General features: G+C 68.8%; 22 protein-coding genes. 13 read left to right on the top strand and 9 right to left on the bottom strand.

Translation table 11 applies throughout. The annotated features are described in order from the left end of the window. The first annotated feature begins 26 nt into the window (after nucleotides 1–26). The 6 genes from V6M45_RS05160 to lpxC all read left to right on the top strand — a co-directional run bounded on the left by V6M45_RS05160 (nucleotide 27) and on the right by lpxC (nucleotide 9730). Complete coding sequence (locus V6M45_RS05160; protein ID WP_332654545.1) at nucleotides 27–965, top strand: D-alanine--D-alanine ligase; 939 nt, start codon at nucleotides 27–29, stop codon at nucleotides 963–965. Further along, nucleotides 953–1852 carry a cell division protein FtsQ/DivIB gene (locus V6M45_RS05155; RefSeq protein ID WP_332654544.1) on the top strand — a complete coding sequence of 300 codons (900 nt, stop codon included), beginning with the start codon at nucleotides 953–955 and terminating at the stop codon, nucleotides 1850–1852. Before V6M45_RS05160 ends, V6M45_RS05155 begins: the two co-directional genes overlap by 13 nt. Further along, nucleotides 1849–3186, top strand: a complete 1338-nt coding sequence (gene ftsA / locus V6M45_RS05150) for a cell division protein FtsA (RefSeq protein WP_442880544.1) — start codon at nucleotides 1849–1851, stop codon at nucleotides 3184–3186. The genes V6M45_RS05155 and ftsA overlap by 4 nt, the downstream gene beginning before the upstream one ends. A 218-nt stretch (nucleotides 3187–3404) precedes the next feature. Next, a complete protein-coding gene (locus tag V6M45_RS05145; RefSeq protein ID WP_332654542.1) occupies nucleotides 3405–6740 on the top strand; it encodes a TonB-dependent receptor domain-containing protein in 3336 nt (1111 codons plus the stop codon). A gap of 242 nt (nucleotides 6741–6982) precedes the next feature. Continuing rightward, on the top strand, nucleotides 6983–8587 hold the full coding sequence (ftsZ, locus tag V6M45_RS05140; RefSeq protein WP_332654541.1) for a cell division protein FtsZ: 1605 nt from the start codon (nucleotides 6983–6985) through the stop codon (nucleotides 8585–8587). Nucleotides 8588–8830: 243 nt separating this feature from the next. Then, the gene (gene lpxC, locus V6M45_RS05135) at nucleotides 8831–9730 is read left to right on the top strand and encodes a UDP-3-O-acyl-N-acetylglucosamine deacetylase (RefSeq protein WP_332654540.1); all 900 of its coding nucleotides are present in this window, start codon (nucleotides 8831–8833) and stop codon (nucleotides 9728–9730) included. 12 nt (nucleotides 9731–9742) lie between these two features. On the opposite strand, the gene pgeF is transcribed toward lpxC, so the two are convergent. The 3 genes from pgeF to lgt are packed head-to-tail and all read right to left on the bottom strand — an operon-like array spanning nucleotide 9743 to nucleotide 12478. Continuing rightward, nucleotides 9743–10513, bottom strand: a complete 771-nt coding sequence (pgeF, locus tag V6M45_RS05130) for a peptidoglycan editing factor PgeF (protein WP_332654539.1) — start codon at nucleotides 10511–10513, stop codon at nucleotides 9743–9745. A gap of 5 nt (nucleotides 10514–10518) precedes the next feature. Further along, nucleotides 10519–11592: a class I SAM-dependent methyltransferase gene (locus V6M45_RS05125; RefSeq protein ID WP_332654538.1), complete on the bottom strand. Its 1074-nt coding sequence runs from the start codon at nucleotides 11590–11592 to the stop codon at nucleotides 10519–10521. Between the two features lies 1 nt (nucleotide 11593). Continuing rightward, on the bottom strand, nucleotides 11594–12478 hold the full coding sequence (lgt, locus tag V6M45_RS05120; protein WP_332654537.1) for a prolipoprotein diacylglyceryl transferase: 885 nt from the start codon (nucleotides 12476–12478) through the stop codon (nucleotides 11594–11596). A gap of 178 nt (nucleotides 12479–12656) precedes the next feature. Between lgt and V6M45_RS05115 the strand changes: the two genes are divergently transcribed. The 3 genes from V6M45_RS05115 (at nucleotide 12657) to V6M45_RS05105 (ending at nucleotide 14312) form a co-directional block, all read left to right on the top strand. Then, entirely contained in the window at nucleotides 12657–12932 is a 276-nt protein-coding gene (locus V6M45_RS05115; protein WP_332654536.1) for an accessory factor UbiK family protein, read from the top strand. A gap of 64 nt (nucleotides 12933–12996) precedes the next feature. Then, nucleotides 12997–13500, top strand: coding sequence for a YbjN domain-containing protein (locus V6M45_RS05110; protein ID WP_332654535.1), 504 nt, complete (start codon nucleotides 12997–12999; stop codon nucleotides 13498–13500). A gap of 5 nt (nucleotides 13501–13505) precedes the next feature. Continuing rightward, nucleotides 13506–14312 (top strand): pyrroline-5-carboxylate reductase family protein, encoded by an 807-nt coding sequence (locus V6M45_RS05105; protein ID WP_332654534.1) that lies wholly within the window; start codon nucleotides 13506–13508, stop codon nucleotides 14310–14312. On the opposite strand, the gene V6M45_RS05100 is transcribed toward V6M45_RS05105, so the two are convergent. The 3 genes from V6M45_RS05100 to V6M45_RS05090 all read right to left on the bottom strand — a co-directional run bounded on the left by V6M45_RS05100 (nucleotide 14302) and on the right by V6M45_RS05090 (nucleotide 16964). Next, nucleotides 14302–14796 carry a hypothetical protein gene (locus V6M45_RS05100; protein ID WP_332654533.1) on the bottom strand — a complete coding sequence of 165 codons (495 nt, stop codon included), beginning with the start codon at nucleotides 14794–14796 and terminating at the stop codon, nucleotides 14302–14304. The genes V6M45_RS05105 and V6M45_RS05100 overlap by 11 nt on opposite strands. A gap of 82 nt (nucleotides 14797–14878) precedes the next feature. After that, entirely contained in the window at nucleotides 14879–16222 is a 1344-nt protein-coding gene (locus V6M45_RS05095) for an ATP-binding protein (RefSeq protein ID WP_332654532.1), read from the bottom strand. 10 nt (nucleotides 16223–16232) lie between these two features. Beyond that, nucleotides 16233–16964, bottom strand: a complete 732-nt coding sequence (locus V6M45_RS05090; RefSeq protein ID WP_332654531.1) for a response regulator transcription factor — start codon at nucleotides 16962–16964, stop codon at nucleotides 16233–16235. Between the two features lie 88 nt (nucleotides 16965–17052). Between V6M45_RS05090 and V6M45_RS05085 the strand changes: the two genes are divergently transcribed. Beyond that, nucleotides 17053–17928, top strand: coding sequence for a branched-chain amino acid aminotransferase (locus tag V6M45_RS05085; protein ID WP_332654530.1), 876 nt, complete (start codon nucleotides 17053–17055; stop codon nucleotides 17926–17928). Here V6M45_RS05085 and V6M45_RS05080 read toward each other — a convergent pair whose 3' ends face one another. Together V6M45_RS05080 and V6M45_RS05075 are read right to left on the bottom strand one after the other, a co-directional pair. Further along, nucleotides 17929–19989 carry a TonB-dependent receptor gene (locus V6M45_RS05080; RefSeq protein ID WP_332654529.1) on the bottom strand — a complete coding sequence of 687 codons (2061 nt, stop codon included), beginning with the start codon at nucleotides 19987–19989 and terminating at the stop codon, nucleotides 17929–17931. A 60-nt stretch (nucleotides 19990–20049) separates the two neighbouring features. Next, nucleotides 20050–20949: a DUF4349 domain-containing protein gene (locus V6M45_RS05075; protein WP_332654528.1), complete on the bottom strand. Its 900-nt coding sequence runs from the start codon at nucleotides 20947–20949 to the stop codon at nucleotides 20050–20052. A gap of 162 nt (nucleotides 20950–21111) precedes the next feature. On the opposite strand from V6M45_RS05075, the gene V6M45_RS05070 reads away from it, so the two are divergent. Genes V6M45_RS05070 through acs form a run of 3 tightly spaced genes read left to right on the top strand, consistent with a single transcriptional unit; the run spans nucleotide 21112 to nucleotide 25039 of the window. After that, nucleotides 21112–22386, top strand: coding sequence for a NupC/NupG family nucleoside CNT transporter (locus V6M45_RS05070; protein WP_332654527.1), 1275 nt, complete (start codon nucleotides 21112–21114; stop codon nucleotides 22384–22386). 27 nt (nucleotides 22387–22413) lie between these two features. Next, entirely contained in the window at nucleotides 22414–23034 is a 621-nt protein-coding gene (locus tag V6M45_RS05065; protein ID WP_332654526.1) for a glutathione S-transferase family protein, read from the top strand. Between the two features lie 55 nt (nucleotides 23035–23089). Then, nucleotides 23090–25039 (top strand): acetate--CoA ligase, encoded by a 1950-nt coding sequence (gene acs / locus V6M45_RS05060; RefSeq protein WP_332654525.1) that lies wholly within the window; start codon nucleotides 23090–23092, stop codon nucleotides 25037–25039. On the opposite strand, the gene V6M45_RS05055 is transcribed toward acs, so the two are convergent. Beyond that, nucleotides 25036–25258, bottom strand: a 223-nt coding sequence (locus V6M45_RS05055) for an aminotransferase class I/II-fold pyridoxal phosphate-dependent enzyme (RefSeq protein ID WP_332654524.1), incomplete at its 5' end; no start/stop codon positions are given. The genes acs and V6M45_RS05055 overlap by 4 nt on opposite strands.

Here is a 25258-nt window from a genome sequence, read left to right as displayed (position 1 = left end):
TTGCGATGACTGTTCCGGAGCTTCGCATGACCCGCCCTTTCGCAGACCTTCACGTCGCCGTCCTGATGGGCGGGCTGTCGTCGGAGCGCGAGGTGTCGCTGAGCTCGGGCAAGGAGTGCGCCGACGCCCTGGAAGGGCAGGTGGCGCGGGTCAGCCGGGTGGACGCCGGGCGCGACCTCGCCCAGGTGTTGACGGAGCTGAAGCCCGACGTGGTGCTGAACGCCCTGCACGGGGCCTGGGGCGAGGACGGCTGCGTCCAGGGCATCCTTGAGACGCTGCAGATTCCCTATTCCCACTCCGGCGTGCTGGCCTCGGCCCTGACGATGGACAAGGACAAGTCCAAGTCGGTGCTGCGCGCGGCCGGCGTGGCGGTGCCGGGCGGCGGGCTGTTCGACCGGCACGAGGTGGCGCGGCGTCACGTCATGCCGCCACCCTATGTGATCAAGCCGAACGCCGAGGGGTCTTCAGTCGGCGTCTTTCTCGTCCCGGAAGGGGCCAACGGCCCGCAGACCGAGGTCGGCGCGCCCGACTGGACCTATGGCGAACAGGTGATGGTCGAGCCCTATATCCGGGGCAAGGAACTGGCGGTCGCGGTGATCGGCGAGGCTTCGGGCCCCCGCGCCCTGACGGTCACCGATATCACGCCGGTCAAGGGGTTCTACGACTACGAAGCCAAATACGCCCCCGGCGGCTCGGTGCACAAATTGCCGGCCGATCTGCCGCCCGCCGTGTTCGAGGCGGCGTTGCGACAATCGGAGCTGGCGCACACTGCTCTTGGTTGCCGCGGGGTTTCCCGGTCCGACTTTCGTTATGACGATCTTAACGACGTTCTCGTTCTTCTGGAGGTCAACACCCAGCCCGGCATGACGCCGACCTCGCTCGTCCCCGAGCAGGCCGCCTATGCGGGGATGGGATACAAAGACCTGGTCCGGTGGATGGTGGAGGACGCCTCATGCCCGCGGTAGTTCGCGGCGGTCGGCGACAGAGTTCGAAACAGCCCGCCAAGCGGCCCGCGGCTCCGAAATCGGGGGGCAGGGGGCGCGCGCCCCGCAACGCCCTCGCCACGCCGGGCAAGCTGGCGGCGATCGGTCGGCTGGACCTGACGCCCCGCGCCGTGATGATCTCGATCGCGGCCGGCGTCGTAGTGCTGGCGGGCGTGCTGGCGACCGGCGCGCGCGCCGACCGGATCAGCGCCTCGATCGGCCAGGGCGTCGACGGCATGGCTGTCGGCATGGGTCTGAAACTCGAGAAGGTCTTCATCGAGGGCGAGTCCGCCGAGGCGACCGCCGCGATCCAGCGTGCGGTGCAGCTGGACGGCGGCCAGGCCATGACCTCGATCGATCTGGACGCAGTGCGCCAGCGGGTCGAGGGCGTGGGCTGGGTCAAGGAGGCGCGGGTCGTGCGCCTGCTGCCCAACACCCTGATCGTGCATGTCGTCGAGCATGACCGGCTGGCCATCTGGCAGGCCGGCGGGCGCAATATGGTCATCGACAGCCACGGCCAGGTGATCCGCGGGGCCGACGCCGGCCGCTATCCGAACCTGCCGCTGGTCGTCGGCAAGGGCGCCGAACAGGCCGCCGCCGAGGTGCTGCCGCTGATCGCCCAGCGGCCCCGGCTGATGGCCCGTCTGGAGGCGCTGGTGCGCGTCGACGAGCGCCGGTGGGATCTGCGTCTGAAGGACGGCAGCCTGATCCAGCTGCCCGCGTCCGATCAGGACGCGGCCCTGATCCAGCTGGACGCTCTGGATCAGCGCGAACGGCTGCTGGAACTCGGGTTCGCCCGCATCGATCTGAGAACCCCCGAGGAGGTCGCCGTCCGGCCCTCCGCCGGCGGCGGCCAGGAACAGGGATAGTACGAATGGCTGGACGGTCTGTGGACAAGTCTGTGGATGGCGGAAAGTCCGCCGCGGGTCGCGCGCCGGTCGTGGCTGCGCTGGATCTCGGCCAGTCGAAGGTCGGTTGCTTCATCATGAAGCCCGACGGCGTGCGCCATGCCGACCGCACCATCCGGGTGGCGGGGGCAGGGCATGTGCAGTCGCGCGGCATCCGCGGCGGCGGCATCGTCAATATGGACGAGGCGGCCCAGGCTATCGGCCACGCCGTCGAACGGGCCGAGCGCGCTGCGGGCTCGCCGGTCTCGGGCGTGGTGGTGACGACGGCCATCGGCCAGATGGCCAGCCACCGGGTGCAGGCCCGGGTCTCGCTGGGGGCCACGCCGGTCGGGGACGCCGACCTGGCCCGCGCCATCGCCATGGCCCTGGCCCAGATCCGGCTGCCGAACCGCCGGCCGATCCATGTGCTGCCGATCGCCTGGTCGGTGGACGGGGCGAGGGGAGTGCATGACCCGCGCGCCATGAAGGGGCATTCGCTGGGACTGGACCTGCTGGTCGTGTCGATGGCCGAGAGCGCCTTCACGGCCCTGAGCCATTGCCTCGAGCTGGCGCACCTCGATCTGCAGGGCGTGGTGGCGGCGCCGGTGGCCTCGTCGCTGGCGGCGCTGGAAGACGACGAGATGGATCTGGGTTGCGTCTGCATCGACATGGGCGGCGGCGCGACCTCGGCGGCGGTGTGGGGCGGGCGCTCCCTGCTGCACATCGAAAGCCTCAACGTCGGCGGCGATCACGTCACGGCCGACATCGCCCGCGGCCTGTCGACCTCGCGCGCCGGGGCCGAGCGGCTGAAGACGCTGCACGGCTCGGCCATGGCGTCGGCGAACGAGGACCGCGAGATGCTGGAGGCCCCGCCGCGCGGCGAGGATCCGTCGGCCGGTCCGGTGGTGGTGCCGCGCGCCATGCTGAAGACGGTCATCGCGCCGCGGGTCGAGGAGACGCTGGAGCTGCTGCGCGACCGACTGCGCAGCGCCGGAGTGGGCCTGGAGCCCGGGGCCGGCCTGGTGCTGACGGGCGGGGCCAGCCAGCTGAACGGGGTGCGCGAACTGGCGGTGCGGGTGTTCGACCGCCCGGTTCGTCTGGGCAAGCCGCAGCGGGCTCCGCACCTGGCGGACGCCGCCTCGGGGCCCGCCTTCTGTTCGGCCGCCGGCGTCCTGCTGCGCGCCGCCTATGGCCCCCGCGAGGCTGTTTCGGCGCGAAAACTGATGTCGCGGCAGATCACCGCAGCCGACGCGCCCCGTATGCACAGGGGCGGGATTGTGGCGCGAGCGGCCGGCTGGCTGCGGGAAAATCTGTAGCAAACCAAGGCCTGCCGCTCGCGGAGGCCCGCTCTGCGGGCGTTACCGCTGCGTGGCGGCAGTGTGTCCAGATTGTTACAGATGCTGCCTTGATTGGCCGCCGAACCGCCACATTCCCTTGTCGCGGCGGGCTTTGCTGATAGCGTGAAAATTCGACGCGGACTCCGTCTCAGGGCGGATGACGCATCTCGCATTAATCATCGGTTGGGGCCTATCCAATGCTTCTCAAGCGCAAGTTTCTTTTCGGCACGACGATCCTAGCGGGCGTCATGGCCGCCGCGGCTCCGGCCCTGGCCCAGGAGACCCAGGTTCCTGGCGTCACCGTCACCGGCCAGCAGGCCCAGGAGACGACGGAAATCGAGGAAGTCGTCGTCACCGGCTCGCGTATCCGTCGTGACCCGACCAACGCTCCGACCCCGCTGATCCAGGTCACCGGCGAGGAACTGCTGACCACCGGTCAGTCCACCGTGATCGACTATCTGGCCACCATCCCGGCGCTGTCGAACTCGCTGGTTCCGTCGGACACCACGGGTTCGAACCTGAACGACGGCGGTCTGTCCTTCGCCAACCTGCGCTCGCTGGGCAGCGGCCGCACCCTGGTTCTCGTTGATGGCCGCCGCCACGTCGGCGCCGCTCAAGGCAACCTGGCGGTCGACATCGACTCCATCCCCCGCCTGCTGATCCAGAACATCGAGATCATCACCGGCGGCGCCTCGTCCGTGTACGGCGCCGACGCCGTCTCCGGCGTGCTGAACTTCAACCTGCGCCGCGACTTCGAAGGTCTGGAAGTCGACGCCAACTACGGCATGATCAACCAGGACGGCCAGGCTAACAAGCGCATCTCGGCCCTGGCCGGCATGAACCTGCTGGACGACCGCCTGAACGTCTATGCCTTCGGCGAGTACGAAGACATCGACATGGTCGAGTCGCTCGACATCGACTGGCTGGAAGACTCGCGGGCCCTGGTCGGCATCGACGCCGACCCGACCACCGCGGTGAACGACGGCATGCTGGACAACGCCGTGTTCAGCGGCCTGACCACCCTGTCGCGTCCGCGCTGGGGCCAGACGACCCTCGCCAACGCCCAGCAGCCGAGCCCGCTGAACGACCCGGATGTGCCGCTGGCCAACTGTACGTCGCTGACCAGCTCCAACTGCTATTCGCTCGACCCGACCAAGACCTACGTCTACGAGGGCCCGACCGCCCGCCTCGCCAACTTCGGCCAGCGCATCGGCACCGTCGGTTCGAACCGCACCCTGAACATCGGCGGCGACGGCGAAAATCCGTCACGCTTCGGTCAGGACAGCCGCGTTCCGCAATCGACCTCGCAGCGCTATCAGGTCGGCGCCAACTTCGCCGTCATGGATAACGTCGACCTGAGCGTCGAATACAAGATGATCGAGGAAGACACCTTCGACATCAGCCAGCCGGTGTTCTTCGATATCTTCCTGAGCAACGCCACCTATGCGGCCAACTGGACGAACCCGATCCGGGCCACCAGCCAGTTCGACCTGCGCTACTCGGACAACGCCTTCCTGCCGGCCAATGTGAAGGCCGCGATCGCCGCCAACACCGTCACCAACTACACGGCCAACCCGACCACTCCGGGCACGCCGCTGGCGCCGGTGGCGCGCGCCTGGGCCCGTCACTCGATGTTCGGACCCGATCGCAGCCAGGACAACCACCGCGAAGTCGAGCGCTTCGTGGTCGCCCTGGACGGTGATTTCGATCAGTTCGCCTTCATCAAGAACATCGACTGGAGCCTGTCCTACACCCAAGGCGAGGCTCGCAACCGGAACGTCGAGCGCGGCGTGGACGTGCAGCGGTTCGCTCTCGCGGCCGACGCCGTCGTCGACGTCGCGGGCGCCGTCAACGGCACCCCGGGCGAGATCGTCTGCCGCGCCAAGCTGATCCAGGCCACCGGCGGCGACCTGGACGACTATTTCCGCGGCGGTCTCCTGACCGACAGCGCTGAAGGCACGCGCGCCCTCAACGAGTGCGTTCCGCTGAACGTGTTCGGCGCCGGCAACCAGAGCGAAGAAGGCCTGGCCTATGTGGATGCGGCGATCACCGTCAGCCACACCAACGAGCAGGAGCAGGCGGTCGCCGCCGTCTCCGGCCAGCTCTGGGACCTCTGGGGCGCGGGTGAGATCGGCGTCGCCGTCGGCGCGGAATACCGCCGCGAATACACCGAGGGCGTGGGCCGCAGCGCCACCACCGGCGACCGTCTGCTGTTCCTGAACACGGGCGCTGACTTCGCCGGAGCCGAGTACGAGTCGGAAGAGTGGTTCGCCGAAGTGTCGATCCCGCTGATGCGTGACAGCTGGATGGGCGAGTACGCCGAACTGAGCGGCTCCTACCGCGCGTTCGACTACACCACGGCGGGCGACGGCGACGTCTACGGCGTGAACCTGATGTACCGGCCGATCCAGGACATCACCTTCAAGACGAGCTTCAACACCTCGTTCCGCGCGCCGAACCTGAACGAGAACTTCGCGCCCTACAGCCAGACGTTCGCCAACGCCTACGTCGATCCCTGCGCCACGCTGAACATCGCGGCGCAGACGGCTGAGATCCGCACCAACCGGATCGCGAACTGCCAGACGCTGCTGAACCAGTACAATGCCGACAACGGCACGGCGCTGGCGTTCGACTTCGCGGGCACCACGGCGACCAACGTCGACGACTACAACCCGGTCTACGGCTCGGGCATCGCGGGCGTGAACGGCGGCAACGCCCTGCTGCGCCCGGAAGAGTCGGAAAGCTTCACCTTCTCGACCGTCCTGCAGCCGCGGTTCTTCCCGAACTTCTCGCTGGTCCTCGACTACTACGAGATCGAGATCTCCGACGTCATCGCGTCGGTGAGCGCCCAGACGATGTCCAACCTCTGCGTCAACGGGCCCAGCCTGGATCCGCAGACCTGCGGCCTGCTGTTCCGTCGTGACCCGACCCCGGGCCGCGAGTTCTACCTCGGCGCTCCGTCGGGCGACCCGATCGGCGGCTTCATCCAGAGCTCGATCAACTATGCGTCGCTCAAGACCCGTGGTCTGGACTTCTCCGCCCGCTACTCGCTGGACACCGAGGAAGTCTTCGGCCGCAACTGGGGTCGCCTGAACTACAGCCTGGGCGGCCTGTGGCTGATCGAGCAGAAGCAGTTCCTGGATCCGGCCAACGCGGCCAACTTCACCGAACTGTCGTCGAACGTCTTCTACCCGCGCGTCCGGATGACCTCGTCGCTGACCTGGGTTCCGAACGACATCTGGAGCGTCAACTGGACGATGGACTGGCAGACCGCCCAGGACAGCGCCCGGATCCGCGACCAGGTTCAGACCGGAAACATCGACACCCGTCCGTACGACACCTACAACACCGGCAACTTCGCCCGTCACGACTTCACGGTCCGCTACAATGTCCGTGATGATCTCTCGATGCGCTTCGGTGTGGTCAACGCGTTCGACGCCGAACAGCCCGCCTACCTGGGCACGGCTCTGTTCAGCAACTTCGACCCCTACGGCACGCGCTTCTTCGTGGGCCTGAACTACCGTCCGTACTAAGCGGACACCGCCATCAAGACGGAAAGGGCGGCTCGCGAGAGCCGCCCTTTTTCGTTCGCGGGGATGGAAAACTGCGGCGAAGGTTAACGATTTCCGTGGCTCACGCCCCGACTCAGACTATCCGGTAACACTCCCTTAAGCAGATGGGGTGTTTCCTTAACGCGCTCATAACCAATGCGAATCGGCGGGGTTTTCGCATTGGCGGCGTTCAAGGGCAGGGTCGGATAAGGTCGGATAAGAATATGTCTCTCTCGTTGGTGCGTCCGCAACACACGGAACTGAAGCCCCGTATCGTCGTCTTCGGCGTCGGCGGGGCCGGCGGCAACGCCGTCAACAACATGATCGACGCCGGCCTCGAAGGGGTCGAGTTCGTCGTCGCCAACACCGACGCCCAGCATCTGTCGTTCGCCAAGACCGACCGCCGCGTCCAGCTGGGCGAGACCATCACCCAGGGCCTGGGCGCCGGCGCCCACCCCGAGGTCGGCATGAACGCCGCCGAGGAATCGGCCGAGGAGATCTACGGGCACCTCGACGGCGCCCACATGGTCTTCATCACCGCCGGCATGGGCGGCGGCACCGGCACCGGCGCGGCCCCCGTCATCGCCAAATGCGCCCGTGACCGCGGCATCCTGACCGTCGGCGTGGTGACCAAGCCCTTCACCTTCGAAGGCCGCCATCGCATGCGTCTGGCCGACGCGGGCATCGCCGAGCTGCAGCGCTACGTCGACACCCTGATCGTCATTCCGAACCAGAACCTGTTCCGCGTCGCCAACGAGCGCACCACTTTCGCCGACGCCTTCGGCATGGCCGACCAGGTGCTGCACTCGGGCGTGCGCTCGATCACCGACCTGATGATCCTGCCGGGCCTGATCAACCTCGACTTCGCCGACGTCCGCGCCGTCATGTCCGAAATGGGCAAGGCGATGATGGGCACGGGCGAGGCCTCGGGGGAGGACCGCGCCCTGCAGGCCGCCCAGAACGCGATCGCCAACCCGCTGCTAGACGAGACCTCGCTGAAGGGCGCCAAGGCCGTGCTGGTGAACATCACCGGCGGCATGGACATGACCCTGCTGGAAGTCGACGAGGCCGCCAACGCCATCGCCGGCGAGGTGGACTCGGACGCCAACATCATCTTCGGCGCCGCCTTCGACCCGGCCCTGGACGGCAAGATCCGCGTCTCCGTCGTCGCTACCGGCATGGAAGACCTGGCCGCGGCCCAGACGCCGGCCTCGACCGCGACCGCGCCGTTCGACACCCGCCGTCCGGCTCCGTCCTACGCCGCCTCGCGCGCCGAGCCGGTGCGTCAGGAGACCGTGCGTGAACCGGCCCGTGAGTTCGGCCGCGCCGAGGCCCCGCGTCAGCCCGAGCCGGCGCCCATCGTGCCGACCTTCCAGTCGAGCCAGCCGACCTACGGCGCCGTCGCCCGCGCGCCCGAGCCCCGGCCCGAGCCGGTCATCCACGTCGCCGAGGACCGCACGCTGGAGCCGATCGTCGATCCGTGGGTCGAGGAGTATGAGTCCTCGCCGCGCACCGCCGCCCGGACCACGGCTCCGGCCGCCCAGGGCGACCTCTATATGGATCGCGCCGCCGAGCGTCCGGCCGCCGAACCGGAGTCGCGCCGCGAGGAGCCGGCCTACGACGACCACGACGACCGGGATCACCGCAAGTCGGGCTGGAGCCTGTTCGGCCGCGGCAAGCGCCAGCCGACCCAGCCGACCTACCCGTCCCAGTCGCGTACGACCGAGATGCGCTCGACGAGCCAGGTTCAGCCGATGCCGGAGCCCGAACAGGGCCAGGCCGAGGACGATCTGGAAATCCCGTCCTTCCTGCGCCGCCTCGCCAACTAGGGTTCAGGCGACAGGCATCAGGCCACAGACAGTAGGGAAGGGCGGCCGCAGGGCCGCCCTTTCGCTTTCCCGGGAGGGCGCGTGACGCACACCCAGCTGCCGGGCGCCTGCCGCCTGTTGCCTCCCGTTAACGAAACAATCGGAAACCCGACTTTCATTTCAGTCTTGCGACACCCCCGCTAGACGGTTCGTGGGGCGAACTCCGCACGCAGAGGCGGGGTCGATTTGAAGCGAGTTTGAGTTTTGCCGGTCCGCAACGACCATCACCAGAAGACGACCGTCGCGCCCGCGATCATCGCCGGCGTGGGCGTGCACACGGGCGACCGGGTGCGTCTGGCCGTGCGTCCGGCTCCGGTCGGCACGGGGATCGTCTTCGTCCGCACCGACATCAAGGACCGCGACAACCGTATCCCTGTCTCGGGCGAGGCCGTCGTCGACGCGCGCCTGAACACCATGATCGAGAACGCCGCCGGCGTGCGCCTGTCGACCATCGAGCACCTGATGGCCGCCTTCTCGGCCCTGGGCGTGTCCAACGCCGTGGTCGAGGTGGACGGGCCCGAGCTGCCGATCCTCGACGGTTCGGCGCTGCAGTTCGTGCAGCTGCTGGATCGCGCGGGCTTCCGTCCCCAGGAAGCGCCGGTCCGTTATATCGAGATCCTCGAGCCGATCCGGGTGCAGGAGGGCGACAAGAGCGCGACCCTGCTGCCCTGCGACCGCTACGAGATGCGTTTCGAAATCGACTTCCCGACCCCGGTGATCGGCAACCAGGTGGTCGACTTCGTGGTGGACGAGCAGACCTTCCGCGACGAGATCATGGCCGCCCGCACCTTCGGCTTCGCCCATGAGGTCGAGGCCCTGCGCAAGGCCGGTCTGGCGCGCGGCGGTTCGCTGGAGAACGCCGTGGTCATCGACGGCGATCAGATCCTGAACCCCAGCGGGCTGCGGATGGAGCGCGAGTTCGTCAAGCACAAGGCGCTGGACGCCATCGGCGACCTGTACGTGCTGGGCGCGCCGCTGCTGGGCCGCTACGAGGGCGTCAAGGCGGGCCACGCCATCAACAACCTGCTGGTCCGCGAACTGCTGGCCAATCCGCAGGCGTGGCGCGAGACGACCCGCGTGCCCGAAATGGCGATGGCGGGCTGAACAGCCCCCTGATCAGCCGAGGCTGATCGCGCTCATCAGCCGGCCGAAGTCCGGCTCTCCGTCCAGATGCGCCCTGCGGTTCGAATAGAACCGCGCCGGATCCGTGCGCGTGTCGTCGCCGGTCCAGGCGGCATCGGCGACCCCGGCCTGCTCCAGCCTCCACAGAACATAGCCGGGCAGGTCGAACAGCCGCTTGTCGGGCCCTGCGCCGGGGGCGAAGAAGCGGCCGCTGCCCGGATCGTGGTGGTCGAAGCGATCCTGGAAGTCGGCGCCGACCTCATAGCTTTCCCGGGCGATGCACGGGCCGATCACGGCGACCATGCGGGCGGGGCGGGCGCCCAGGGCCTCCATCGACGCCACGGTCGAATGGATGATCCCGCCCAAGGCGCCCTTCCAGCCCGCATGGGCCGCGCCGACCACGCCCGCCTCGGCGTCGGCCAGCAGCACCGGGGCGCAGTCGGCGGTCAGGACGGCGCAGATCACGCCGGGAGCCGCCGCGACGACGGCGTCGCCCTCAGGCCGTTCGCCCTTCCAGCCCGCCTCCGCGACCCGGGTCACGGCGGAATGGATCTGGTAGCAGGCGGCGATGTCGTCGGCGGTTCCGCCCAGATGGGCCGCGACCCTGCGGCGGTTCTCGGCCACGGCGGCGGGATCGTCATTCGAGCCGACGCCGGTATTCAGGCCGTCGTAGAGACCGGTGGAGACGCCGCCCTGCCGCGTGAAGAAGCCGTGGCGGAGGCCGTGGCCGTCCAGCAGGGGGTGGGTGATGGGGTGCAGGGTCATGGTTGTCAGTCCTCGAACCCCGGTACAACCAGGCTGCGGGGCGAAAAGATCGCGCAAACCTTGAACAGGGCGCCCATCTGGTCGTCGGCGGTCAGTCGGGCCAGTTGGCGGTCAATCACCGGCGCGGCGTCGGGACGGCCCTGCTTGAGCCGGTCGGCCCGGGCCTCGATGCCGAGCAGGCCGAGGAATTCGCCCTGGCTCATGGTCCCGGTGACGTCGGCGCCGGCGTGGACGGCGGCCTCCAGGACGGTCGGGAAATCGGCCCACTGGGTCAGGTCGGCCTCGCCCGGCGTGGCCAGCGGATCGACTTTCTGGTGTCGGCGCAGGGCCTGCAGCGTGTCGCCGGCCTCCGGGCGGGCGCGGCCGTAGTCGATCAGCAGGGCGGCGCCGGATGCGGCCTTGATCAGCGCCGCGACCTCACGGCCGAACACCGCCTGCTGTTCGGAGATTTCCACCGTCTGGCCGGGCTGGACCGCGAAGGCGGGGCGTTTGAAGCCGCCGGTGATGGTCTTCAATCCGAAGGTCAGGGCGCCGTCTTCGGTGACGCCGACGCAGCGCTCGGCCCAGCCCTCTTCCGTCTTCACGAACTGGCGGGCGGGGAGGCAGTCCAGCACCTCATTGGCGATCAGGATCACCGGGGCGTCGGTCTCGATCCGGTCCAGCGAGGCGACCCAGCGCGGGTGGACGTCGCTGCCGGCTAGCATCCGGGCCTGGGCCTCGCGCAGGGGCGGGCTGGGCTCGATCAGGACCAGATCGACCGCCCGCAGGAAGTCGGGCGCCAGCCGGGCGGCGCGCAGGGCGTCGGCCATCAGCGTGCCGTCGCCGGGGCCCACCTCGACCAGCCGAACCCGCTCGGGCGCGCCGAGCCGCTCCCACAGCTCGACCGCCCACAGGCCGATCAGTTCGCCGAACATCTGGCTGATCATCGGCGCGGTGATGAAGTCGCCCGTCGCGCCGATGGCAGGACGGGTCGCGTAGTAGCCGCCCTGCGGATCGTGCAGGCAGCGGGTGACGTAGTCGGCGACCGTCATCGGCCCGGTCAGGGCGATCTCGCGCGCCAGCCGGTCCCCGAGCGACAACTCAGTCCTCCGCGGCCACGGGCGGTCGACTCCAGGCGCGCCAGATGAGCCAGGCGCCGATCAGCATCATCGGAATCGACAGCATCATGCCCATGGTCAGACCCAGCGGCAGATTCTCCATGCCGAAGTCCGGCTGACGCACGTTCTCCAGCGAGGCGCGGACGAGGCCGTAGCCGAACAGGAACAGGCCGGTGACATAGCCCGGCTTGGCCAGCAACCGGCCCTTGAACACGGCGAGCCACAGAATGACCGCCAGGGCGATTCCTTCGAGCGCGGCTTCATAAAGCTGGCTGGGGTGGCGGGGCACGAGGCCGGCGGGGCACTGGCCATAGAGGTTCAGGATGGTGTCGTTGCAGAAGACCATGCCCCACGGCGCGTCAGTCGGGCGGCCCCACAGCTCGCCGTTGATGAAGTTGGCGATGCGGCCGAAGAAAAGGCCCAGCGGCACGACCGGCGCGACCAGGTCCCCGAGGCTGAGCAGGCGGATCCTGTTCTTGCGGGCGAACCAGACGATCGCGAGGGTGACGCCGATCAGGCCGCCATGGAACGACATGCCCCCGTCCCACAGCCGGAACAGGGCCATATTGTCCGGTCCGCCGACGAGCTGGGCATAGAGCTCCGGCTTGTAGAACAGGGCGTAGCCGAAGCGGCCGCCAAGGATGATGCCGAGGGTGATCCACAGCACCAGGTCGTCCAGCTGAAGCGTGGTGACCGGCGGCTTGCCGGGCTTCCAGAGGGCGTTGTTGCGGGCGAGGCGGTTCGCATACCACCAGCCCAGGACGATGCCCGCCACATAGGCCAGGGCGTACCAGCGGATTTCAAGCGGCCCCAGACCGAAGAACGGGCCGATCTGGAACCAGACGGGGTCGATGTCGGGAAATTGCACGGGCGCTCCTCAAGGCGTTCCGGGACGGGGTGTAGCAAGCGTCGCCGCGCCCGTCCCTGAAATTTCCGCAAGGCGGTCCGCCCAAATCCCGCCATATCCAACCTCGACAGCAAGGTTTCGTTCACCATATCGGGCAACCATGGTTAACGACGTCGCTTGCCCGAGTCGGAGAGTTCCAATGCAGACGCGCAATCCCATCCTCGACGAGTTCGCCAAGCTGACCACCGGCGCGATGGGACTGGCCCAGGCCGCCGGCGAGGAGGCGAAGACCGCCTTCCGCGCCCAGGCCGACCGGTTCGCCGCCGATATGGACCTGGTCCGGCGCGACGAGTTCGACGCCCTGAAGGCCGAGATCGCGGCGCTGCGGGCGGAAATCGCGACCCTGAAAGCGGCCAGGAAGCCTCAAAAGGGAACGTCCACAGCGGCTTCTCCCGCACAGGACGCAGCCGGTTGAGCCGAATCTGCGAACCCGCCTACCGTTTACCGAGAGGGCGTGAGTCGCGCCCGGAGACGCCTTGATGAACACCGCCCGGCCCGAAGAAGTTGAGCTCCCCTACGATCCTCTGGATGTCGTGGAGCACGTTCTGGTGGCCGAAAACCTGCCGTTCGACCGCACCGACGAGGGCGATCTCGCCTTCGCCCTGGCGGGGGACTGGAAGGATTATGAGCTGTGGTTCGCCTGGCGCCCCGAGGGCGATTGTCTGCAGCTGTGCTGCGCCCTGGACTTGCAGGCCTCGAAGGCGCGCCGGGCCGCGGCCTATGAACTGGTCGGCCTGATCAACCAGCGCACCTGGATGGGCCATTTCGAGGTCTGGGCCGAGGACGGCGAGATCGTGTTCCGTCATTCGCTGGCCCTGCCGATGGGCGAGCGGCCGACGCTGGGCCAGGCGGCGTCGATGATCGACGCGGCGGTCGAAGCGGCGGACCGCTACTATCCCGCCTTCGACTTCATGATCCGCGGCAACAAGAAGCCGCAGGAGGCGATCGACTCCTGCCTGTTCGAGACCGTCGGCACGGCCTGAGGCCCATGGCGGACCCGCATCCGAAGGGCGCTGTGGTTCTCGTGGGGTGCGGGCGGCTGGGGTCGGCCATTCTGGAAGGCTGGCTGACGACGGCGACGGTCGCGCCGGCCGACCTGATCATCCTCACGCCATCGACCAAGCCGGCCGCCGAGGCGGCGCGGGCGCTGGGCGCGCGCGTCAATCCGCTGACCGGCGCCCTGTCGGGGGCGGGGGCGCTGGTGCTGGCGGTCAAGCCGGCCTCCTGGCGCGAGGCGCTGGGGCCGCTGCTGGAAGACCTGTCGCCCGGGGCGCCGATCATTTCCGTGATGGCCGGGGTGAAGGCGGAGGAGATCGCCGCCCTGTCCGGTCGACCCGTGGCCCGGGTCATGCCGACGACCGCCGTGGCGCAGGCCCGGGGCGTCGCCGCCCTGTGGTCGGCCGACCCCGGCGCCCGGGAAGCGGGACGCCGGCTGTTCGACGCCATCGCCGATGTGGTGGATCTGGACAGGGAGGCGCTGATGGACGCGGCGACGGCGGTGGCCGGTTCGGCGCCGGCCTTCGTCTACGCCTTCGGCCAGGCCCTGGCCCGGGCCGGGGAGCAGCGCGGGCTATCGGCCGAAGCCGCCCAACGGCTGGCGCGGGGGGCGCTGAGATCCGCCGGGGCCGGGGCGGAGACGGGGGCGTCGCTCGAGGCCCTGATCGCCCGCATCGCCTCGCCGGGCGGCACGACCCGGGCCGGACTGGACGCCATGGAAGCGGGCGGCGACCTCGACCGGGCCGCCGAAGCCGCGGTCAGGGCCGCCGTCGAACGGGCGAGGGCGATCAGCGGGTGACGTAGCGCCCGTCGACCAGATGCGAGGCCAGACGCTGGTAGGCGCGGTCGGCGTCCTGCCAGGTGGTGAAGCCGCGAACCTCGGCGATGCTGTTCGAATACCAGTCGTAGCGGATCGGCAGCACCTGGCCGTCGGCGGTGGTGATCTGACCTTCGATGGCGGCGCCGCCGATAGAAATGCTGCGGTGACCGTCGAGGCCCGGCTGATGCGCCATCTGCTCGAAGGTCGGACGGTTGGGCTTGAGGTCGGTCAGGACCAGATCGACCCGGGCCCCGTCCAGGCCTCCGCTGCGGGCGAGGGCGCGGCGGACGACCTCGGCCAGGCGGTCGGCCTGATCGCGGACGTCGCGTTCGCCCAGCTCGCGGACCTTGTCCTGAAGGTCTGCGCCGAGGGTGACGCTGACCGAGGCGGGATCGGCCGCGGCCGGGCCGGCGGCGACCGCCAGAACGGCGCCGAGGGGAGCGAGAAAGGCGAGTCTGCGCATCGTGTCCTCCAGAACCCTGTCGGATCGAAGATGCGCCCTGCGGCTCCGCTTCGCCAGTGGGACGCCACGATTTGTGATCGGCTCAGCCGGGCAGGCGGATGATGGCGCGCAGGCCGCCCAGCTCGCTGCGGTCGAGGGCGATGTCGCCGCCGTGGCTCCGCGCCACGTCCCGGGCGATGGCCAGGCCCAGTCCGACGCCCTTGCGGTTCTGGTTGCGCGAGGCGTCGAGGCGGGAGAAGGGCCGGAAGGCCTCCTCGTGCATGTCGTCGGGAATGCCGGGTCCGTCGTCCTCGACGGTGATCTCGAGCCCGCCCGAGGGCAGGGCCCGGGCGGCAAGGCGGACATGCTCCCCATGGGCGGCGGCGTTGCCGGCCAGATTGGCCAGGGCGCGCTTGATGGCCAGGGGGCGCAGGCTGGCCACGAGATCGTCGGCGACCTGGATCTCGACCTCGGCCCCGGCGCGGCGCGCGTCCTCGGCCGCGACCGCCAGCAGGTCGGGGATGGAGACCGTCTGCGCCGCTTCGCCGGCCTCGCCGCGGGCGAAGGCGAGGTATTCGTCGATCATGTGCTCCATCTCGTCGAGATCACCCTGCATGGCAGAGGCCCGCTTGAACGGCGGAGCGAGAGCCAGCTCCAGCCGCAGCCGGGTCAGGGGGGTGCGCAGGTCGTGGCTGACGGAGGCGAGCAGGGCGGTGCGCTGGTCGATATGGCGCTGGATGCGGTCGCGCATGTCCATGAAGGCCCTGGCGGCCGCGCGAACCTCCCTGGCTCCGTGGGGTTTGAACCGCTCGCGGGCCTCGCCGCGGCCGAAGGCTTCGGCCGCTTCCGCCAGTCGCTCGATAGCGCGGACCTGATTGCGGATGAACAGGATTGCGACGCCCATCAGCAGGATGGTGGCGATCGCCAGCCAGACGACGAAGATATGGGCCTGGGTCGCCACGGCGCGTTCCCGCGGGGCGATGATGCGCATCACGCCGTCGTCGAGCTGCACCCTGATGTCGACATAGGCGGGATACCGCGTGGTGGAGAACCAGACGGGACGATCGACCCGTGAGGTCAGGGCCTCCTCGAGGGTCCGGTCGACCACGCCGATGGGACCGCGGTCCGGCTCGTCGGGCAGAACGTCGCCCTCGCGCAGGTCGACCGACAGGGACATCGAGCGCTGGGCCCGGTCGGCGATGACGGCCAGGTTCCGGGGCGTTGGATCCTCGGCATAGCTCTCCGAGGCCCAGGCGACATCGCCGGCCAGCCCCTCGGACAGGCGGGCGGTCACCGTCTGCCAGTGCATGTCGAAGAACGCCCAGGTGACGGCCACCTGCATGACCAGCACCGGCAGGACGATGATCAGCAGCGACCGGCCCCACAGCGAGGTCGGCAGGCGCCGCTTCAGCACCCGAGCCCAGACGCCGGCGGGAAGCAGCCTCATGGGCGAACCATCAGTCCGGGGCCAGCATGTAGCCGACGCCCCGCACTGTCTGGAGATAGCGCGGGTTCTTGGGATCGGCTTCCAGCTTGCGGCGCAGGCGGGTCACCTGGACATCGACGGCGCGGCCGGTGATGTCGGCGGTGTCGGGCGACAGGCTCATGCGCTCGACCGGGGCGTGGGCGTGGATGGCCAGGGTCTTCAGCAACTGAGCCTCGGCCTCGGTCAGGCGCTGGGGCTTGCCGTCCTTCGACAGCTCCAGCCGCTCCATGTCGAACACGGCCGGACCGAGCTTGATCTCGCGGGGCGTCAGCGGCTTGCCGCCGGTGCGGCGCAGGATGGCGTCGACGCGCAGGGCCAGTTCGCGCGGGTCGAACGGTTTGGACATGTAGTCGTCGGCGCCGCGGGACAGCCCCTCGATGCGGTCGTCCGGATCGCCGCGCGCGGTCAATAGCAGGACCGGCGTCTTCGAGGTCTCGGCCTTGGATCGGACCCAGGTGGTCAGGTCGAAGCCGCTTTCGCCGGGCATCATCACGTCGAGCACCACGAGATCGAACTCGATCAGCTCCATCAGCCGTTTGGCCGCGGCCGCGTGGGCGGCGCCGGTGACGCGGTAGCCCTCGCGCGCGAGGAATTCCTTCAGCAGCTCGCGAATGCGGTCGTCGTCGTCGACAACCAGCAGGTGGCGGCCGGCGCCGGGGCCGGCGATCGGGCCGGACCGGCCATGGGGACGCACGTCGGTCATGCGGCGGCGGCTCCGTTGGCCGGGGAGGCGTTGACCTGGGCGGTCCGGGGAGGTCTAACCCAAGGGCAGACGCGGGAGATGTTCTTCAATGGCCTTCGTTCCTTTCGACGATCGTGACGGCTGGATCTGGATGGACGGCGATTTCGTGCCCTGGAGGGACGCGAAAACGCACGTTCTGACCCATGCCCTTCACTATGGCTCGTCGGTGTTCGAGGGTGAGCGTATGTACGGCGGCGAAATCTTCAAGCTGACCCCGCATAGCGAACGCCTGAAGCGCTCTGCAAACCTGCTGGATTTCGACCTTCCCTATAGCGTGGCGGAGATCGATGCGGCCTGCAAGGCGACCTGCGAAAAGATGGGGCTGGAAGATTGCTACGTCCGGCCGGTGGCCTTCCTCGGACCGGAGGCGGTCAGCGTCTCGGCCATCCACAACAAGGTCCGCGTCGCCATCGCCGTGTGGGAATGGCCCAGCTATTTCGACCCCGAGACCAAGGCCCGGGGGATACGGCTGGAATGGTCGAAATGGCGCCGGCCCGACCCGGCCACGGCGCCGTCGGCAGCCAAGGCGGCCGGCCTCTACATGATCTGCACCATGTCGAAGACAGCGGCGGAGCGGCGCGGCTACGCCGACGCGATGATGCTGGACTGGCGCGGCTATGTCGCCGAGGCGACCGGGGCCAACGTCTTCTTCGTCCAGGACGGCGTGCTGCACACCCCGCCGGTCGACGCCATTCTGGACGGCATCACCCGCCAGACGGTCATCGAGATGGCGAAGGCCAAGGGCATCGAGGTCGTGGTGCGCAACATCCGCCCGGAAGAGCTGGCGACCTTCAGCGAATGCTTCCTGACCGGCACGGCCGCCGAGGTGACGCCGGTGAGCGAGATCGGCGAATACCGCTTCACCCCCGGCGCCCTGAGCCTGGGCCTGATGGAAGACTACGGCCGGCTGGTGCGGCGCCAGTAACTAGAATCGGGCGCTGAGGGTCAGCCGGGCGTTGAGCGGCGCCCCGGTCGAGATGTTGTTATTGTTGTGCGCGTCCGGGAAATACGTCGTGTCGAACAGGTTTTCGATGTTTAGCTGAAGCTCGACGTCGTCGTTGACCTGATAGAAGGCGGCGGCGTCGACGCGGGTGAAGGCGGGCAACCGCGTCGTCGCCGACGAGGTCCGGATGGCCGCATACTGGGCAGCCTGGTGGATGACGCCGAGGCCGAAGCCCAGCCGGCGGTTCACATCATAGCGGTTCCACAGACTGAATTGGTGTTCCGGCGTCTGGCCCAGACGAACCGAGTCATTGCCCTGCAGGCGGGCGTCGAGCCAGGCGTAACCGCCGCTGACCTGCCAATTGGGCCGAACGCGACCGGTCACCGCCAGTTCAAGACCCTCGGTGCGGGTCTCGCCTACGTTAATCGTGACGGTGGGGTTCTGCGGATCCGGAGTGGTCGCATTCGTCCGGTCCAGCCGGAAGAGGGCCGCCGTGACGTTGAGGTTCGGCCGAATGTCCCATTTCGCGCCGATCTCGTGGTTGGTGAACTCCTCGGGCTCCAGATTCTGCTGGGTCATCGACAGGGAAAGGAACTGGTCGCCCGAGCGGGGCAGGAATGACTGGCTGTAGCTGCCGTAGATCGACACCTCGGGGCGCGGTTTGTAGATCAGCCCCAGCCGCGGGGAGACCTTTTCGTCAAGCCGCGCGAAGGGGCGATCCGGGGTGGGTTGCAGGTCGACGCCAGTGATGTCGAAACGGTCGTATCGCAGGCCCGCGACGACCTGAAGCTGGTCGCCAAGGCTGATCTGGTCCTGGACATAGGCCGAGACCGACTCGACGTTCGAGACCGTGTCGCGGCTGAGCGCCGGGAACGTCACCGTCGGGAAGACCGGATTGGCCAAGCTCAGGGTGGAGCTGGACAGGACGCCGTTGCGGCGCTGGTTGGCGGAGTCCTGGTCGCCGTACTCAAAGCCGAACAGGACCTTATGGGTCATCCCCCCTCCTGACACGTCCCAGACGAGGTTGCTCTGGATCAGCAGGTTCTGCCGTCTGGTGGGGTCGGTGTACGCCGCCAGCGGGACCGTACCGGTCTGGGAGGAAGCCGGCCCGTTGGCGAAGGCGTTGGTGTAGATCTTGTCGTAGTCGCCATAGAGTATCGTGGTTGAAACCTCGATATCGTTCGAAAGGGCGCCGTCGATACGGAGTTTCGCTATGTGCGCCTCCAGGGTCGTGCGGTTCACGCCCGGAACGCCGAAGAACCGGTCGCGATAGTCGGTGAGCGGCGCGCCGCCCAACGACGGGACTCCGCGGTCGACGACGCGATCGTCGTTGACGTACTCGTATGAGAGGCCCGCGCGCCAGCCGGAGCCGAGTTCCGCCGCCAGGTAGGGGTTTACCGCGTACCGCTCGCCTTCGAAGTGGTCGCGGTGATTGTCGAGCCGCTCATAGACACCGTTGAGCCGAACCGCCGCCATGGCGCTGATCGGTGCGTTCAGGTCCGCTGAAACGTCCCACGCGCCGAAGCTGTTGGCGCTCGCGCGGCCCGAGGCGAAGGCGCCGCCGGCGCTCGGGGTCTTCTGCACCCGGTTGATGATGCCGCCGCCGCCGCCGCGGCCGAAGATCAGGGCATAGGGCCCCTTGAGCACCTCCACCCGCTCGAGATTGTAGAGACCGCGGAAATACTGGGTGTCGTCGCGCACGCCGTCGAGGAAGAAGTCGGCCGTAGTGTTCTGGCCGCGAAGGGTGATCTGGTCACGATTGCCTTCGCCCTGGCCCACCGTCGTTCCCGGCACGTAGCGCAGCAACTCGCCGAGGCTGCGCAACGCCTGATCGTCCAGCTGTGCGCGCGTCACGACGTTGACGCTCTGGGGCACGTTCAGCAGCGGCGTGTCCGTCTTGGTCGCCGTGACCGAATCGATCGCCCGATAGCCCCGGCTCTCGCCCGTGACGAGAATCGGGGGCAGCTCCGCGTCAGCGTCCTGGGCGACGGCGAGGCCGGGAATGGCGAGGAGGACGGTGGTGGCAGTCAGGAGCAGGCGCATGCGTGGTCGACCAATGGAAGAGGGCTGGTCCCGCACCACTAATGCGAAGCATTCGCATTATCAATCACTATTCGCGGGGGATGGAGCGCCCAGTCCAGCGGCCGACCGCCGCCTCACAATGCCCCACCAGACGGCCCCGCCGATCACCGCCACCGGCAACAGGACCGAGCCCAGGGTGATCAGCAGGGCGAGCATGCCCATGGACAGGCCGAAGGCGTCGGACAGCGCGCGCGCGACCGGCCGGGTCGGGCTGTCGGCCGCCATGACGCCGCCCTGGCGGTAGTCGAGGGTCAGCCAGGCGCTCTGGACCCGGTCGTTTAGGGCGCGAAGCTCCAGTTGTTGCGCGTCGTGCTGACGCTGAAGCTCGGCGAGCTGGCGTTCGATCTCCAGCCGCTGCTCCAGCGTTCCGCCGCGACGGGCCTGCAGATCGCGGATGCGCTCGGCGAGCGAGGCGGTGGTCTCCGCGCCCGTCCGGGCAGAGTCGAGGCCGCCGGTGACGTCCTCGCCCTCGGTGACGGCGCTGTCGAGCCGACCCCCGGCGTTCTGCGCGTCCAGCGCCAGCTGGCTGCGGAAGCGATTGATCCAGTCGGGCTGGCCGCGCAGCTCCAGGCGGCCTCCGGGCTCGCGGGCCGTCCAGTCGGCCCGGGCCGAGACGACTTGGCAATAGCCGGCCCCCGCCGAGGCGCAGGCCAGCTCATGGCGGCTCATCAGCTCGGCCCCGCGGTCGCGCGGCACGGACATGACGTAGCTGAAGGCGTAGGCGATCTTCGCGATCGGGGCGGACGGGGCGGCGCCGACGGGCGCGGCGCCCGGCGTTCGGGACGAGGCGGCGTCTGCGGCGGCGGGGGCGGAGGCGGAGGCTGCTTTTTCCGCATGGCCGGCCTGGGCGGTTCGCTCCGCCTCCTGGCAGGCGCCCAACACCAGCAGGCTCGCCGCGGCGAGCATCAGAGCCTTGCGCATCTTGTCTCTCCCTGTCCCGTGCTGATCACGGTTTCGTGATGACGCGCGCCGATCACGACGGATTCAGGGCGGGAAACGAGCCAAAGCGCGGCTTGCCAATCGCGGGCGCGTGGCGTTCAACGGGTGGACGCCGGCGGGGAGCCGGATCGGGGAAATGCGTCCATGTTCAGCGTCCTGAACCTGCAGAGCCTGCTGGGGCTGGCTGTCATCGTCGCCGCGTGCTGGGCCCTGTCGGAGAACCGGCGCGCCTTTCCGTGGAAGCTGACGCTGGGCGCAGTCGCGGTGCAGGCGGGGCTGGTGCTGGCGCTGTTCGTCATTCCCGGCTCGCAGACCGTGCTGGCGGCGATCACCGGCGCGGTCGACGGGCTGAATACGGCGACGCAGCGCGGGACGCAGTTCGTGTTCGGCTATCTGGCCGGGGGCGACCAGCCCTATGCGGTGACCAATGACGGCGCGCTGTTCACCTTCGCCTTTCAGGTGCTGCCGCTGATCCTGGTGATCTCGGCCCTGTCGGCCCTGCTGTGGCACTGGAAGGTGCTGAAGTGGATCACCCACGGTTTCGGCCTGCTGTTCCAGCGCACCATGGGGCTGGGCGGCGCGTCGGCGCTGGCCGTGGCGGCGAACATCTTCTTGGGCATGATAGAGAGCCCGATCGTGATCCGGGCCTATCTGGACAAGCTGACCCGGTCCGAGCTGTTCCTGATGATGGTCGTGGGGCTGGCGACGGTGGCGGGGTCGACCATGGTGGCCTACGCCGCCATCCTCGGGCCGACGCTGCCGAACGCCGCGGGCCATGTGCTGGTGGCCTCAATCGTCTCGGCGCCGGCGGGGATCCTGCTGGCGCGGATCATGATCCCGGAGACTCCGGGGCAGGGCGGGGCGCATGCGGAATACGATTCCGCCCTCAAGTACGACAGCGCCATCGACGCCATCGTCAAGGGCACGGCCGACGGCCTGATGGTGGTGCTGAACATCTCGGCCGTGCTGATCGTGTTCGTGGCGCTGGTGGCGCTGGTCAACGTCATGCTGGGCGGCTTCTGGCTGTTCGGCGGTGAGGTCACGGTCGAGCGGATGCTGGGCTGGTTGTTCATGCCGGTGGCCTGGCTGACCGGGGTGGAGTGGTCCGAGGCGGGCAAGGCCGGGTGGCTGCTGGGGGTCAAGCTGACCCTGACCGAGTTCGTCGCCTTCATCGAACTGGGCAAGGTCCCGGTCGCCGAGATGAGCGAGCGGACGCGGATGCTGATGACCTACGCCCTGTGCGGCTTCGCCAACATCGGCTCGGTCGGCATCACCGTGACGGGGCTGAGCGTGCTGATGCCCGAGCGGCGCGAGGAGGTGCTGGGTCTGGTCTGGAAGGCCCTGTTCGCCGGCTTCCTCGCCACCCTCATGGCGGCCTGCGTGGTCGGGGCCTTGCCGGGGCGCATCTTCGGCCTGTAGCGTTGCGAAAAGCAACGGAGTCCCGACATGAAGCTTTATACGTCCCACCGCGCGCCTAACCCCCGGCGGGTGCGCTGGGTCATGGCCGAGAAGGGCATTGAGGACGTCGAGGTGATCGAAGTCGATATCCTCGCGGGGGAGCACAAGACGCCGGAGTATCGCGCGCGGGTCGGGGCGCCGCATCTGCCGTCGCTGACGCTGGACGACGGCACGACGATCTCGGAATCGATCGCCATCGGCCGCTATCTGGAGTGGCTGTATCCCGAGCCGAATCTGTTCGGGCACGACGCGCGCGAACAGGCCGTGGTCGAGATGTGGACCCGGCGGGCCGAGTTCTACCTGGCCAATCCGATCATGCTGAGCGTGCGCCACTCGCACCCGGCGCTGGCCGCGCTGGAGGCGACCCAGCTGCCGCAGGTGGCCGAATACAACCGGGCGGCGGCCGAGCGCTTCATGAAGACGCTGGACCGGCATCTGGCCGAGCGGGAGTTCATGGCCCTGGACCGGCTCACCATTGCGGACATCGTCGCCGTGGTCGGTCTCGATTTCGCGCGGCTGGTCCGCTACCGGCCGCCCGAGGAGTTCGTCCATCTGGCGCGCTGGCTGGAAGCCTGCCGGGCGCGGCCAGCGGCGAAGGCGGGGGCCTGACGGTCGCCGCCGCCGCGTTGACCCTGCCGGGCTGCGGGGGCAGCATCGGCCGGCCATGACCCATGATACCGACGTCTACCCCGTCCCCTCCGCATGGGCCCGGCGCGCCTGGATGACCGCCGCCGGCTACGAGACCGCGAGGGCGGCGGCGCGGGAGCGGCCGGAGGCCTTCTGGAGCGAGCAGGCGCGACGGCTGGACTGGATGACACAGCCGACGACGATCAAGGACGTGTCCTTCGACCGGGCTGACTTCCGCATCCGCTGGTTCGCCGACGGGGTGCTGAATGTGGCGTGGAACTGCCTCGACCGGCATCTGGAAACGCGCGGCGACGAGACGGCGATCATCTGGGAGGGCGACGACCCGGCCCAGTCGGGGAAGCTGAGCTATCGCGAGCTGCACGCCGAAGTCTGCCGCATGGCCAACGTCCTGAAGGGGCTGGGGGTCGTGAAGGGCGACCGGGTGACCATCTACCTGCCGATGATCCCCGCAGCAGCTGTTGCGATGCTGGCCTGCGCCCGTATCGGGGCGGTGCATTCGGTGGTCTTTGGCGGCTTTTCGCCGGACAGCCTCAGCGGGCGGATCGAGGACTGCGGCTCCAAGGTGGTGATCACCGCCGACGAGGGGCTGCGCGGCGGCAAACGGGTGCCTCTGAAGGCCAATGTCGACGCTGCGCTGGCGAAGGAGGCCGGGGCCATCGTCGAAAAGGTGCTGGTGGTCTCGCACACCAACGCCGATATCCCGATCGTCGAGGGCCGCGACGTGCGCTACGGCGAGGCCAAACACGGCGTGTCGGACGACTGCCCGTGCGAGCCGATGAACGCCGAGGACCCGCTGTTCATCCTCTACACCTCGGGCTCGACCGGTAAGCCCAAGGGGGTGCTGCACACCACAGGCGGCTATCTGTTCTGGGCGGCCTGGACCCACGAGCTGGTGTTCGACTACCGGCCGGGCGAGGTGTTCTGGTGCACCGCCGACGTCGGCTGGGTCACCGGCCACAGCTATTGCGTCTATGGTCCGCTGGCCAATGGGGCGACGACCCTGATGTTCGAGGGGGTGCCCAACTATCCGGATTACAGCCGCTTCTGGCAGGTGGTCGACAAGCATCAGGTCGAGATCTTCTATACCGCGCCGACGGCGCTCAGGGCGCTGATGCGCGAGGGCGACGGGCCGGTGAAGGCGACGTCGCGCAAGTCGCTGCGGTTGCTCGGCAGCGTCGGCGAGCCGATCAATCCGGAGGCCTGGCGCTGGTATCACGAGGTGGTGGGCGAGGGGCGCTGCCCGATCGTCGACACCTGGTGGCAGACCGAGACCGGCGGGGTGCTAGTCTCGCCGCTGCCGGGGGCCACCGACCTCAAGCCGGGCTCGGCGACCAAGCCGCTGCCGGGGGTGGAGCTGCAACTGGTCGACGCAGATGGGGAAGTGCTCGAGGGTGCGGCGTCGGGCAATCTGTGCATCACCGACAGCTGGCCAGGGCAGATGCGCACCGTCTGGGGCGATCACCAGCGTTTCTTCGACACCTATTTCAGCGCCTATCCGGGCAAGTATTTCACCGGCGACGGCTGTCGGCGGGATGCTGACGGCTACTACTGGATCACCGGGCGGGTCGATGACGTGATCAATGTCTCGGGCCACCGGATGGGCACGGCCGAGGTCGAGAGCGCCCTGGTGCTGCACGAGGCGGTGGCCGAGGCGGCGGTGGTCGGCTTCCCGCACGACATCAAGGGGCAGGGCATCTACGCCTATGTGACGCTGACGGCCGGCTATGAGCCCGACGAGGCGCTGCGGCGGGAGCTGATCGCCCAGGTCCGCCGCGAGATCGGGCCGATCGCCGCGCCCGACGTGATCCAGTGGGCGCCGGGCCTGCCCAAGACCCGGTCGGGCAAGATCATGCGGCGCATCCTGAGGAAGATCGCCGAGAACGAGGTCGGTTCGCTGGGCGACACCTCGACCCTGGCCGATCCCGCGGTGGTCGAGGATCTGGTGCGGAACCGGGCCGGAGCCTAGGCGGCCACGGGCATCCGCGCCACGTTGCAGTGAGTCCACAGCCGGTCCATGGCGCGGACGAGGTCGTCCATCATGGCGTCGGTGTGGTTGGGCGACGGGGTGAAGCGCAGCCGCTCGGTGCCCTTGGGCACGGTCGGATAGTTGATCGGCTGGACGTAGACGCCGTGCTCTTCCAGCAGCATGTCCGAGATCATCTTGGTGTGGACCGGATCGCCGACG

The organism is Brevundimonas sp., from assembly GCF_036676055.1.
GTDB lineage: Bacteria > Pseudomonadota > Alphaproteobacteria > Caulobacterales > Caulobacteraceae > Brevundimonas.
This window is presented reverse-complemented; position numbering and strand designations above follow the sequence as displayed.